Below are 13723 nucleotides of genomic sequence, written 5' to 3'. Positions count from 1 at the left end.
CGCGATGGACCTGGTGAAGAAGATCGTCATCCCCCTCGTGGTGGTCGCGTTCCTGGTGGTCGCGGCGTTCACGTTCATCGGCGGGGAGCAGACCAAGACGCTGACCGCGCACTTCCCCCGCACCGTCTCGATCTACGAGGGCAGCGACGTGCGCGTGCTCGGCGTGCCGGTCGGGCACGTCGACACCGTGACCCCGTCGGGCACCGACGTCGTGGTGACCATGTCGTACGACGCGAAGGTCAAGGTCCCCGCGGACGCCGCGGCGGTCATCGTGTCGCCGTCGATCGTCGGCGACCGCTTCGTCCAGCTGACGCCGGTGTACACCGGCGGCGAGGTGATGAAGGACGGCGCCACGCTGGACGCCGACCAGACCGCGGTACCGCTGGAGCTCGACCAGATCTACCAGAGCCTCGACGACCTGACGGTGGCGCTGGGTCCGAACGGCGCCAACGCGAAGGGCGCGCTCACCGACCTGCTCGAGACGACCGCCGCGAACTTCGGCGGCCAGGGCGCGAAGTTCCACCAGACCATCCAGGACTTCAGCAAGCTGACCGGCACCCTGGACGACAACAAGGAGGAGCTGTTCGGGTCGGCCAAGGCGCTCGAGGGCTTCATCCACACCCTCGCGGCCAACGACTCGACCGTCCGCAAGTTCAACCGGTCCCTGGCCTCGGTGTCCACGATGCTCGCGGGCGAGCGTGACGAGCTGTCGGCCTCGCTGCGCCACCTGGCCGTGGCCATGAAGGAAGTGTCCGGGTTCGTGGCCGAGAACAAGGAGCTGCTCGGCAGCAACATCAAGGGGATCAACCGCGTGGCCAAGGTGCTGGTCAAGCAGCGCGACGCCCTCGCCGAGATCCTGACGGCCGGTCCGGTGGCCCTGAACAACCTCGCGCTGACCTACAACCCGCAGTCCGGCACCCTCGACACCCGGGCGAACCTCCAGATGCTCGGCGACCAGATCACCAGCGACCCGGCCGCGTTCCTGTGCGGCATCGTCGGCCAGGCCGACACGTCGGGCGACGTGTGCGACACGATCACGGACGTGCTCGGCAAGCTGCCGGCCGCACCCCGGGCCGGGGCGCTGAGTGGCGGCGTCCGGGCGCCCGAGGAGTTCGACCCCTCCCTCGGTGGACTCGTGGAGGTGGACAAGTGACCCGCCTCAGGCTGCTCGTGCTGGCCCTGCTGGGGTCGCTGACCCTCACCGGCTGCGGCATCGACATCTACAAGCTGCCGCTGCCCGGCGGCACGGACGTGGGCGACCACCCGCTCACCGTGCACATCATGTTCCGCGACGTGCTCGACCTGGTGCCGCAGTCGACGGTCAAGGTGGACGACGTGAGCGTCGGCAAGGTGACCGACGTCAGTCTCGACGGCTCGACCGCGGACGTGACCGTGCAGCTGCGCCGGGACGTGCAGCTGCCCGACAACGCGGTCGCCACCATCCGCCAGACCAGCCTGCTCGGCGAGAAGTTCGTGTCCCTGGCCCCGCCCGAGTCCGGCGCCAGCGCGAACCCGCTGCAGAACGGCGACGTGATCCCGCTGGAGCGCAGCGGCCGCAACCCCGAGGTCGAGGAGGTCCTCGGCGCGCTGAGCCTGCTGCTGAACGGCGGCGGGGTCGCGCAGCTGCGCACCATCGCCCGGGAGCTCAACCTCGCGCTCGAGGGGCGCGAGGGCACCGCCCAGTCGGCGCTGGACCAGATCCGCACCCTGATGACCCAGCTCGACGACCACAAGGCCGACATCGTCAACGCGATCGACAAGCTCAACGACCTGTCGGTGGCCATCAACAAGCAGCGCGACACCATCGACGCCACGCTCGAGGAGCTGCCGTCCGCCCTGACGTCGATCGACAAGCAGCGCAAGGACCTGGTCAAGATGCTGCACGCGCTCGCCGACCTCAGTGACGTCGGCGTCCGGGTCGTGCGGGCCTCCAAGGACGCCACCATCGACTCGCTCCAGCAGCTGACGCCGGTGCTCGGCCAGATCGCGGCGTCCGGCGACGACTTCGTCAACGCCTTCAACGTCTTCCTCACCTACCCGTTCGTCGACGAGGTGGTCGGCCGCGACCCGCAGGTCGCGCGCAACCTGCACATGGGCGACTACACGAACCTCTCGATCCAGCTCGACATCGACGTGGACACCGGGGTCACCCTGCCGACCGGGCTGCCGACCGGCCTGCCGACGCTGCCGACCAACCTGCCGACGACGCTGCCGACGATCCTCGACCCGACCGTCATCCTCGGCGACGTCGCCGCCTGCCTCGCCAGTGGCAACCTCGCGAGCCCCGAGTGCCAGAAGGTGCTGCTCATCCCCGAGAAGCTGCTCAAGCTGCGCGAGGAGTGCGCCAAGCAGGAGAACCAGGACAAGGCCGTCTGCAAGCAGCTCGCCCTGATCCCGGGCCTCCCGACCCAGGACACGCCGTCGATCCCCGCGACCGAGCTGACCTCGATCCTCACGTCGCTGCCCTCGGTGACGCTGCCCGCCCTGCCCAGGGCCGCGCCGGGTGGAGAGCTGAGGCTCGACTACGGCGAGCACGGGCCGACGATGAAGCAGCTGATGGACCTCTACGACCCCGACCTGGTGAACCTGCTCGTGCCGGGGATGGTGATGCCGCGATGATCACCCAGCGCACCCGGATCCAGCTGGTCGTGTTCCTGCTCATCACGCTGGTGGGCGTCAGCTTCGTCGGCGCCCGGTACGCCCGGCTGGACCGCCTGGTGATGGACACGTCGTACACGGTCGTCGCCCACTTCGCCGACTCCGGCGGCATCTTCGCCGGCGGCGAGGTCAGCTACCGCGGCGTGCGCGTCGGCCAGGTCGAGAAGCTGAAGCTCACCGACGCCGGCGTCGACGTGTACCTCGACATCGACAACAAGTTCGACGACATCCCGGCCGACACCCTCGCCGTGGTGGGCAACCGGTCGGCGGTGGGGGAGCAGTACGTCGAGCTCCAGCCGCAGGCCGACGGCAAGCCCTTCCTGCGCGACCGCTCCGAGATCGCCCAGGACGACACCCGGACCCCGATCCCGACCCAGAAGCTGCTCGGCGACATCTCGACGACCGTCGAGTCGGTCGACCAGGACGCCCTGCGCACGACGGTCGGCGAGCTCGGCGCGGCGTTCGGCGGCACCGGCGAGGACCTCCAGCGGATCATCGACAGCGGCACGTCGTTCATCGACGCCGCCAACGCCAACTTCGACACCACCACCGCCCTCATCAAGGACGGCAACACCGTCCTCAAGGGCCAGGTCGCCTCGGCCGGCGCGATCCGCACCTTCGCCCGGAAGCTGAAGCTGTTCACCGGCTCGCTGGCCGGCTCCGACAAGGACCTGCGGGCCGTCATCGACAACGGGTCCGCCACGGCGAACGAGCTGAAGAGCTTCCTGGACGAGAACAAGGTCGACCTGGCCGAGCTGGTCAACGAGCTGGTCACGACCGGCGAGGTCGTGGTCCAGCACCTCGACGGGGTCGAGCAGATCCTGGTGCTCTACCCCTACATCGTCGAAGGCGGCTTCACCGTGGTCTCGCGGTCCCCGGGCACCGGGCTGTACGACGCCCACTTCGGCATGATCCTGACCTCCAACCCGGAGGTGTGCCACGCCGGCTACGAGTCGACGGACCGGCGGCCGCCGCAGGACGGCTCCAACCGGCCGATGAACACCAACGCCCACTGTGCCGAGCCGCCCTCCAAGTCGAACCCCCGCGGCGCCCAGAACGCCCCACGCGCACCAGCCGCCTATCGCGCACCAGTGGTCGCGTCGTACGACCCCTCCACCGGCCACCTGCGCTGGGGCGACCGCGTGCCGCGTGACCTTTCCTCGCCTGGCTCGTTGGCCCCTCGAACCCTGGGAGGGGATTCGTGGAAGTGGCTGTTCCTGCAGCCGCTGCTGCAGAGCAACTGAAGACGAACTGATTGTTTGGGAGAGGGAGACCCCATGACAGTCCTGCTGAGGGAGCGAGAGCGCACGACGGACGCACCCGTCCAGTCGCCGCGGTTCCGCCGTGGCCTCTTCGCCGCGCTCGTGGCCATCGTCGTCGTCGGCGCAGTCGCGCTGGCCTGGCTCGTCGCCGGTCGCGGGGTCGGTGCCGTGGGCGGAGGCCAGGGCGACGTCCAGCGCGAGCGTGAGGCCGTGATGGCCCAGACCGAGCAGTTCATGCTGCGGATGGGCACCTACGGGCCGGACCTCCTGGACGAGAAGGGCGGCATGCCGGAGTACCGCCAGCGGGTCGAGGAGGTCATCACCCCGAAGTTCGCCGTGTCGTTCGAGAAGGAGGCGGCCACCGCCGAGCAGCTGGTCGCGCAGGCCAAGATCTCGCGCCAGGCGCAGGTCTTCGCCACCGGCGTCTCCACCATCGACGAGGACTCGGCCACCGCGCTGGTCGCCGGGTCCTTCACCGACAGCTACCCGAAGGCCGGCCAGCGCGACCCCTCGCCGTTCCGCATCGAGGTCGACCTCGTGAAGGTCAAGGGGAAGTGGCTCGTCGACGACTTCTCGCCCGTGACGGGGGGTGATGGCCAGTGAGCACCACGGTGACCACCCCGAGCTGGTACGACGTCCTCGACGTCGCTCCCGAGGCCTCCGAGGCCGAGATCCGGACCGCCTGGAAGTCTGCCATCGCCGACCTCGACCCCTCCGACCGCCGCTTCCGGGTGCTCAACCAGGCGGCCGAGGTGCTGCTCGACCGGAAGGCCCGCCGGGCCTACGACGCCGAGCTGGCGGTCGCCGAGCCCGAGACCGATGCCGACGCCGACGCCGAAACGGACGAGGAGACCCCGGCGTCCACGCCGGCCGCCACCACGCGCCGTACGGGCTGGGTGCCCGCCGGGTGGCTCCTGGTGGCTGTCGCCGTCGTCGCGGCGCTCGTGGTGGGGGCGTGCGCCGCGATCTACGCGGGTGGCACGTCGGAGGCGACCGTCGCCGACGCGACGCGCCAGGCCCAGGCCGCGGCCGAGCGGGCCATCGTGCCGGTGCTGTCCTACGACGCGACGGACATGGCCGGTTCGCAGCAGGCCGCCGATGCGTACCTGACCGCGGACTACCGCAAGGAGTACGACAAGCTCTTCACCGTCCTGGAGGAGAACGCCGGCCGCACCGGCACGGTCGTCACCGCGCAGGTGGTCGCGTCCGCCGTCGTCCGCTCCGGCGACGACCGGGTCTCGGTGCTGCTCTTCGTGAACCGCCCGACGACCAACAAGCAGGTCAAGAACCCCGTCGTCTACAAGGACCAGGTCACCGTGACCATGCAGAAGGTCGGCGACTCCTGGCTGGTCGACAACCTCGTGACGTCCCCGGCCGCGGGCTGACCTGCTGGTTTCACCGGCCGGCCGGTGAAACCTGCGCTGGATGGCCGGAACTTCGCCCGTCCAGCGACAGAGGTTTGTCCGTCAAGCACGCCGTCGGCACCCCTGTGCGGGCGTAGCCACCGGAGTCCGGGCCAGGCCAGGATGACGGCCATGCGTGAGTGGGCCGAGGAGATCATCGAGAAGGCCGAGAACGTCGTCTACCTGGCGGTGGCCGTCGTGCTGCTGGTCGTGGCCGCGGTCGTCCTGGGCGCGACGGTGTGGAAGTTCGGCGCCCTCAGCGACGACGGAACCGTGTCGGTGGCCGCGGAGGTCCTGGACCTGCTCCTGCTCGTCTTCATCGTCGTGGAGCTGCTGTACGCCGTGCGGACGACGCTCGCCGAGCGCGAGCTGGTGGCCGAGCCGTTCTTGGTGGTCGGGATCATCGCCTCCATCAAGGAGATCGTGGTCCTCTCGGTCAAGGCCCCCGACTACGTGGGCACCGATCACATCGAGGACACCCTCTGGCTGATCGGCGTCCTCACCGCCACGATCGGCGTGCTGGCGGCCGCCTCGCTGCTGCTGCGCCGTAAGGAGCGCGAGCCCGCCGAGGGTGACGGCGGCGGTCCGGACGCCGCCCACGAGCGCGACGGCACGGCCCCCAGCCCGTCCTGAGCTGTCCGACCCGCTTCCCCAGGTTTCGCGGATGTGCTTGACCTGGGGTGCCCTTCGGGTCATCATCGTCGGCAGCGACATGCGCACGGCTTGTCTGCCCACTTGTGGTGCGCGCATGTATCGGCTATCGTGGCCCCTCGCGTCTGCCCTCAGATGCCCATCCGCCTGCCCGGTGGCCGATGGTGTGGTGGGAGGCGCCATTCACCCCAGGACACGTCGAAGGACACCTGTTGGCCGCGCGCAGCTCTGCTGAAAACTCACGCCGCATCTCGTTCGCAAAGATCTCCGAGCCTCTCGAGCTCCCCCAGCTCCTCTCTCTCCAGACCGACAGCTTCGACTGGCTGGTCGGCAACGAGGCCTGGACCGCCGAGGTCGCGCGCCGTCGCGACGCCGGCGAGGACGTCTCCGAGAAGTCGGGGCTCCAGGAGATCTTCGAGGAGATCTCCCCGATCGAGGACTTCTCCGAGACCATGTCTCTCTCGTTCGAGGACCCGGTCTTCTACGACCCCAAGTACACCGTCGACGAGTGCAAGGAGAAGGACTTCACCTACTCCGCCCCGCTCTACGTCTCCGCCGAGTTCACCAACAACGAGACCGGTGAGATCAAGGGCCAGACGGTCTTCATGGGCGACTTCCCGCTCATGACGCCCAAGGGCACGTTCATCATCAACGGCACCGAGCGTGTCGTCGTCTCCCAGCTGGTCCGCTCGCCGGGTGTCTACTTCGAGCGCACCGCCGACAAGACGTCCGACAAGGACATCTACACCGCGAAGGTCATCCCGAGCCGCGGTGCCTGGCTGGAGTTCGAGATCGACAAGCGCGACATGGTCGGCGTCCGCCTCGACCGCAAGCGCAAGCAGAACGTCACCGTGCTGCTCAAGGCCCTCGGCTGGACCAACGAGCAGATCCGCGAGGAGTTCGGCCAGTACGAGTCGATGATGCTGACCCTCGAGAAGGACCACACCGAGGCCCAGCGCGACGCCCTGCTCGACATCTACCGCAAGCTCCGTCCGGGCGAGCCCCCGACGGAGGAGGCCGCGCAGACGCTGCTGAACAACTACTACTTCAACCCCAAGCGCTACGACCTGGCCAAGGTCGGCCGCTACAAGATCAACAAGAAGCTCGGCACCCACGAGGCCTTCGACCAGCAGACGCTGACCATCGACGACATCGTGGCCGCGATCCGCTACATCGTGCGCCTGCACAACGGCGACACGGTGCTGGCCGACGCCTCCGGTGCGGAGATGAAGGACCCCGAGGGCAAGACCATCGAGGTCCAGGCCGACGACATCGACCACTTCGGCAACCGCCGCATGCGCACGGTCGGCGAGCTGATCCAGAACCAGCTCCGCACCGGCCTGGCCCGCATGGAGCGCGTGGTCCGCGAGCGGATGACGACCCAGGACGTCGAGGCGATCACGCCGCAGTCCCTGATCAACATCCGTCCCGTGGTGGCGGCGCTGAAGGAGTTCTTCGGCACCAGCCAGCTGTCGCAGTTCATGGACCAGACCAACCCCATCTCCGGTCTCACCCACAAGCGTCGCCTGTCGGCGCTGGGTCCCGGCGGTCTGTCCCGCGACCGTGCGGGCATGGAGGTCCGCGACGTCCACCACAGCCACTACGGCCGCATGTGCCCGATCGAGACCCCTGAGGGTCCCAACATCGGCCTGATCGGCTCGCTGGCGTCGTACGGCCGGATCAACCCGTTCGGCTTCGTCGAGACGCCCTACCGCAAGGTGGTCAAGGGCAAGGTCTCGGAGCAGGTCGACTACCTGACCGCCGACGACGAGGGCAAGTACGTCATCGCCCAGGCCAACGCGCCGCTCGACGACAAGAACCGCTTCACCGAGGAGCGGGTGCTCGTCCGCCAGCGTGACGGCGACGTGTCCGAGGTCCCGGCCGAGGACGTGGACTACATGGACGTCTCCCCGCGCCAGATGGTGTCGGTCGCGACGGCCCTGATCCCGTTCCTCGAGCACGACGACGCCAACCGCGCCCTCATGGGCGCGAACATGCAGCGCCAGGCCGTGCCGCTCATCCGGAGCGACTCGCCGCTGGTGGGCACCGGCATCGAGTACCGCGCCGCGGTCGACGCCGGCGACGTGGTCGTGGCCGAGAAGGCCGGCGTGGTCAAGGAGGTGTCGGCCGACTTCATCGAGACGATGAACGACGACGGCACCTACCAGACCTACCGGCTGGCCAAGTTCCGCCGCTCCAACCAGGGCACCTGCATCAACCAGCGCCCGCTGGTGACCGAGGGCGACCGGCTGGAGGTCGGCACGCCGATCGCCGACGGTCCGTGCACCGACAACGCCGAGATGGCGCTGGGCACGAACCTCCTGGTGGCGTTCATGCCGTGGCAGGGCCACAACTACGAGGACGCGATCATCCTCAGCCAGCGCCTGGTGCAGGAGGACATCCTCACCTCGATCCACATCGAGGAGCACGAGGTCGACGCCCGCGACACCAAGCTGGGTCCGGAGGAGATCACCCGGGACATCCCGAACGTCTCCGAGGAGATGCTGGCCGACCTCGACGAGCGGGGCATCATCCGCATCGGCGCCGAGGTCAACACCGGCGACATCCTGGTCGGCAAGGTCACGCCCAAGGGCGAGACCGAGCTGACCCCGGAGGAGCGGCTGCTCCGCGCGATCTTCGGTGAGAAGGCGCGCGAGGTGCGCGACACCTCGATGAAGGTGCCGCACGGTGAGTCCGGCACGGTCATCGGGGTCCGCGTGTTCGACCGCGAGGACGGCGACGAGCTGCCCCCGGGTGTCAACCAGCTGGTCCGCGTGTACGTCGCGCAGAAGCGCAAGATCTCCGTGGGTGACAAGCTCGCCGGCCGTCACGGCAACAAGGGCGTCATCGCGAAGATCCTGCCGATCGAGGACATGCCGTTCATGGAGGACGGCACGCCGGTCGACGTGGTGCTCAACCCGCTGGGTGTGCCGCGCCGCATGAACATCGGTCAGATCCTCGAGCTGCACCTCGGCTGGCTGGCCAAGCAGGGCTGGGACCTGGACCTCCACGCCGACAAGAAGTCGGCGGCGTGGAAGGACAGCCTGATCAAGATCCACGCCGACAAGGCCGCCCCGAACACCAAGGTGGCGACGCCGGTGTTCGACGGTGCCAAGGAGGACGAGATCACCGGGCTGCTCGGCGCCACCCTGCCGACCCGTGACGGCGTACGCCTGATCGACCAGACGGGCAAGGCCAACCTGTTCGACGGCCGCTCCGGCGAGCCGTTCCCGGACCCGGTGTCGGTCGGCTACATGTACATCCTCAAGCTGCACCACCTCGTCGACGACAAGATCCACGCACGCAGCACCGGCCCCTACTCGATGATCACGCAGCAGCCCCTGGGCGGTAAGGCCCAGTTCGGCGGCCAGCGGTTCGGCGAGATGGAGGTCTGGGCGATGGAGGCGTACGGCGCCGCCTACGCCCTCCAGGAGCTGCTGACGATCAAGTCCGACGACGTGCCGGGCCGCGTGAAGGTGTACGAGGCGATCGTCAAGGGCGAGAACATCCCCGACTCCGGCATCCCGGAGTCGTTCAAGGTGCTCGTCAAGGAGATGCAGTCGCTCTGCCTCAACGTCGAGGTGCTGTCGCAGGACGGCACCCCGATCGAGATGAAGGACGCCGAGGAAGACGTCTTCCGGGCGGCCGAGGAGCTCGGCATCGACCTCTCCCGTCGCGAGCCCAGCAGCGTCGAAGAAGTCTGATGATGCGTGGTTTCGAGGCTCGTCGCTAGCGCTCCTCACGCCTCGACCACCGATCGGTGGTCGAGGTGTGGGGGCCGCCAGGCCCGAGCCTCGGAACCACCCTCACCAGTCCACAGCCTCACCATCCAGAACTAACGAAGGACAAGCAGCCATCGTGCTCGACGTGAACTTCTTCGACCAGCTTCAGATCGGCCTGGCGACCGCTGACGACATCCGTCAGTGGAGCCACGGCGAGGTCAAGAAGCCGGAGACCATCAACTACCGCACGCTCAAGCCCGAGCGTGACGGCCTCTTCTGCGAGAAGATCTTCGGTCCCACCCGGGACTGGGAGTGCTACTGCGGCAAGTACAAGCGCGTGCGCTTCAAGGGCATCATCTGCGAGCGCTGCGGTGTCGAGGTGACCCGCAGCAAGGTCCGCCGCGAGCGGATGGGCCACATCGAGCTCGCCGCCCCGGTGACCCACATCTGGTACTTCAAGGGCGTGCCGTCGCGGCTGGGCTACCTGCTCGACCTGGCGCCGAAGGACCTGGAGAAGGTCATCTACTTCGCGGCGTACATGATCACCGCCGTCGACGAGGACGCCCGCCACCGCGACCTGTCCTCGCTCGAGAACAAGGTGGGCCTGGAGCGCGAGCGCCTGGAGAAGCGCCGCGACAGCCAGGTCGACGAGCGTGCCAAGAAGCTCGAGGAGGACCTCGCGGCTCTCGAGGCCGAGGGTGCCAAGGCCGACCAGCGCCGCAAGGTCAAGGACGGCGCCGAGCGGGAGATGAAGCAGACCCGTGACCGGGCCCAGCGCGAGCTGGACCGGCTCGAGGAGGTCTGGAGCACGTTCAAGGCGCTCAAGGTCCAGGACCTCATGGGCGACGAGATGCTCTACCGCGAGATGAAGAACTGGTTCGGCAAGTACTTCGAGGGCCACATGGGCGCCACGGCGATCCAGAAGCGCCTCGAGACGTTCGACATCGAGGCCGAGGTCGACAACCTGCGCGAGACCATCGCCACCGGCAAGGGCCAGCGCAAGGTCCGCGCCCTCAAGCGGCTCAAGGTGGTCGACGCGTTCCGCAAGACCAACAACAGCCCGCTGGGCATGGTCCTGGACGCCGTCCCGGTCATCCCGCCGGACCTGCGCCCGATGGTGCAGCTCGACGGTGGCCGCTTCGCGACCTCCGACCTGAACGACCTGTACCGCCGCGTCATCAACCGCAACAACCGCCTCAAGCGGCTGCTCGACCTCGGCGCGCCCGAGATCATCGTCAACAACGAGAAGCGGATGCTCCAGGAGGCCGTCGACTCGCTGTTCGACAACGGCCGTCGCGGTCGTCCCGTCACCGGTCCGGGCAACCGGCCGCTGAAGTCGCTGTCCGACATGCTCAAGGGCAAGCAGGGCCGGTTCCGCCAGAACCTCCTCGGCAAGCGCGTCGACTACTCCGGCCGCTCGGTCATCGTGTCGGGCCCGCAGCTGAAGCTGCACCAGTGCGGTCTGCCGAAGATGATGGCGCTGGAGCTGTTCAAGCCGTTCGTGATGAAGCGCCTGGTCGACCTGTCACACGCGCAGAACATCAAGTCCGCCAAGCGGATGGTGGAGCGCGCGACGTCGGGCACCAGCCGGTACGCCATGGTGTGGGACGTCCTCGAAGAGGTCATCATGGAGCACCCGGTGCTCCTGAACCGTGCGCCCACCCTGCACCGCCTCGGCATCCAGGCCTTCGAGCCGCAGCTGATCGAGGGCAAGGCCATCCAGATCCACCCGCTCGTCTGCGGCGCGTTCAACGCCGACTTCGACGGCGACCAGATGGCGGTGCACCTGCCGCTGTCCGCCGAGGCCCAGGCCGAGGCGCGGATCCTGATGCTGTCGACGAACAACATCCTCAAGCCGTCGGACGGCCGACCGGTGACCATGCCCTCGCAGGACATGATCATCGGCCTGTTCTGGCTGACCACGGACCGCGAGGGCGAGGTCGGCGAGGGCCGGGCGTTCGCGTCGCCGGCCGAGGCGATCATGGCGTTCGACCACGGTGAGATCACCCTGCAGAGCAAGGTGAAGATCCGCTTCGTCGACATCGTGCCGCCGCTGGAGCTCGGGCTCGAGGAGTGGGAGGAGGGTCAGTCGCTGACCCTCGAGACCACCTTGGGCCGCGCCCTGTTCAACGACACGCTGCCCGCCGACTACCCCTTCGTGAACTACGAGGTGGGCAAGAAGGCCCTCGGCACGATCGTCAACGACCTGGCCGAGCGCTACACGAAGGTCGAGGTCGCCGCGTCGCTGGACGCCCTGAAGGACGCCGGCTTCCACTGGGCGACCCGCTCGGGTGTCACGGTGTCGATCGACGACGTGACCACGCCGGACAAGAAGGGCGAGATCCTCTCGGCCTACGAGGACCGGGCCGCCAAGGTCCAGACCCAGTACGAGCGTGGTCTGGTCACCGACGACGAGCGTCGCCAGGACCTCATCGAGATCTGGACGGAGGCCTCCAACAAGGTCGCCGCCGAGATGGAGTCCAACTTCGACAAGACCAACCCGATCTTCATGATGGTGAGCTCGGGTGCCTCCGGAAACATGATGCAGATCCGCCAGGTGGCGGCCATGCGTGGTCTGGTGGCCAACCCGAAGGGCGACATCATCCCGCGGCCGATCAAGGCGAACTTCCGCGAGGGTCTGTCCGTGCTGGAGTACTTCATCTCCACGCACGGCGCCCGCAAGGGTCTCGCCGACACCGCGCTGCGGACCGCCGACTCGGGGTACCTCACGCGTCGTCTGGTCGACGTGTCGCAGGACGTCATCATCCGTGAGGACGACTGCGGCACCGAGCGTGGCCTGGACAAGCGGATCGGCGCACGCGGTGAGGACGGTGTCGTCCGCAAGGACGAGAACGCCGAGACCGCGGCGTACGCCCGCACGGCGGCGATCGACATCACCCACCCGGACACGGGCGAGGTGCTGGTCGCGGCGGGCGACGACCTGGGTGACGTGAAGATCGGCGAGCTGGTCGCGGCCGGCGTCGAGATCGTCAAGGTGCGCTCGGTCCTGTCGTGCGACGCCAAGACCGGCACGTGCGCGAAGTGCTACGGCCGCTCGCTGGCGACGGGCAAGCTCGTCGACATCGGCGAGGCCGTCGGCATCATCGCGGCGCAGTCGATCGGTGAGCCCGGCACCCAGCTGACGATGCGGACGTTCCACACCGGTGGTGTGGCCTCGGCCGAGGACATCACGCAGGGTCTGCCGCGTGTTCAGGAGATCTTCGAGGCGCGGATGCCCAAGGGCCGTGCGCCGATCTCCGAGGCCGCGGGCCGGATCGAGATCGAGGAGACCGACAAGACGCGCAAGGTGCTGCTCACGCCCGACGACGGGTCGGACGTGCAGGAGTACCCCGTGTCGAAGCGGTCGCGCCTGCTGGTGAACGACGGTGACCACGTCGAGGTCGGCCAGAAGCTGATCGTCGGCACCGAGGACCCGCACGACGTGCTGCGCATCCTCGGCGTGCGGACCGCCCAGGAGCACCTGGTGCAGGAGGTCCAGCAGGTCTACCGCAGCCAGGGTGTGTCGATCCACGACAAGCACATCGAGATCATCGTGCGGCAGATGCTGCGCCGGATCACGGTCATCGAGTCCGGCGACACCAACATGCTGCCGTCCGAGCTCATCGACCGCGTCATCTTCGAGAAGGAGAACCGACGTGTGGTGTCCGAGGGCGGCAAGCCCGCCTCCGGTCGCCCGGTGCTGATGGGCATCACCAAGGCGTCGCTGGCCACCGAGTCGTGGCTCTCGGCCGCCTCCTTCCAGGAGACGACCCGGGTGCTCACCGACGCGGCCATCCACGCCCGCTCCGACAGCCTGCGCGGCCTGAAGGAGAACGTCATCATCGGCAAGCTGATCCCGGCCGGCACCGGCCTGGAGCGGTACCGGAACATCCGGGTGGAGCCCACCGAGGAGGCCCGCGCCGCGGCGTACTCCGTCACCGGCTACGACTCCTACGACTACGAGTTCGGCAACGCCAGCCAGCCCGTGGCCCTGGACGATTTCGACTTCGGTCCGTTCCAGAATTAG

General features: G+C 68.2%; 8 protein-coding genes. All 8 read left to right on the top strand.

Translation table 11 applies throughout. The features are described from left to right. Positions 1-4 precede the first annotated feature (4 nt). Positions 5-1153 carry an MCE family protein gene (locus ISU07_RS10930; protein ID WP_194706820.1) on the top strand — a complete coding sequence of 383 codons (1149 nt, stop codon included), beginning with the start codon at positions 5-7 and terminating at the stop codon, positions 1151-1153. Next, positions 1150-2619 carry an MCE family protein gene (locus tag ISU07_RS10925; protein WP_194706819.1) on the top strand — a complete coding sequence of 490 codons (1470 nt, stop codon included), beginning with the start codon at positions 1150-1152 and terminating at the stop codon, positions 2617-2619. The genes ISU07_RS10930 and ISU07_RS10925 overlap by 4 nt, the downstream gene beginning before the upstream one ends. Continuing rightward, a complete protein-coding gene (locus ISU07_RS10920) occupies positions 2616-3902 on the top strand; it encodes an MCE family protein (protein ID WP_194706818.1) in 1287 nt (428 codons plus the stop codon). Before ISU07_RS10925 ends, ISU07_RS10920 begins: the two co-directional genes overlap by 4 nt. Positions 3903-3935: 33 nt before the next feature. Beyond that, entirely contained in the window at positions 3936-4523 is a 588-nt protein-coding gene (locus ISU07_RS10915; protein ID WP_194706817.1) for a hypothetical protein, read from the top strand. Beyond that, a complete protein-coding gene (locus ISU07_RS10910) occupies positions 4520-5305 on the top strand; it encodes a J domain-containing protein (RefSeq protein WP_194706816.1) in 786 nt (261 codons plus the stop codon). The genes ISU07_RS10915 and ISU07_RS10910 overlap by 4 nt, the downstream gene beginning before the upstream one ends. A 150-nt stretch (positions 5306-5455) precedes the next feature. Then, positions 5456-5956 carry a phosphate-starvation-inducible PsiE family protein gene (locus tag ISU07_RS10905; RefSeq protein WP_194706815.1) on the top strand — a complete coding sequence of 167 codons (501 nt, stop codon included), beginning with the start codon at positions 5456-5458 and terminating at the stop codon, positions 5954-5956. Positions 5957-6186: 230 nt separating this feature from the next. After that, positions 6187-9678 carry a DNA-directed RNA polymerase subunit beta gene (gene rpoB / locus ISU07_RS10900; RefSeq protein WP_228521678.1) on the top strand — a complete coding sequence of 1164 codons (3492 nt, stop codon included), beginning with the start codon at positions 6187-6189 and terminating at the stop codon, positions 9676-9678. Positions 9679-9832: 154 nt separating this feature from the next. Beyond that, complete coding sequence (locus ISU07_RS10895; protein WP_194706813.1) at positions 9833-13723, top strand: DNA-directed RNA polymerase subunit beta'; 3891 nt, start codon at positions 9833-9835, stop codon at positions 13721-13723.

It is taken from the genome of Nocardioides islandensis, assembly GCF_015352455.1.
GTDB classification, from domain to species: domain Bacteria; phylum Actinomycetota; class Actinomycetes; order Propionibacteriales; family Nocardioidaceae; genus Nocardioides; species Nocardioides islandensis.
This window is presented reverse-complemented; position numbering and strand designations above follow the sequence as displayed.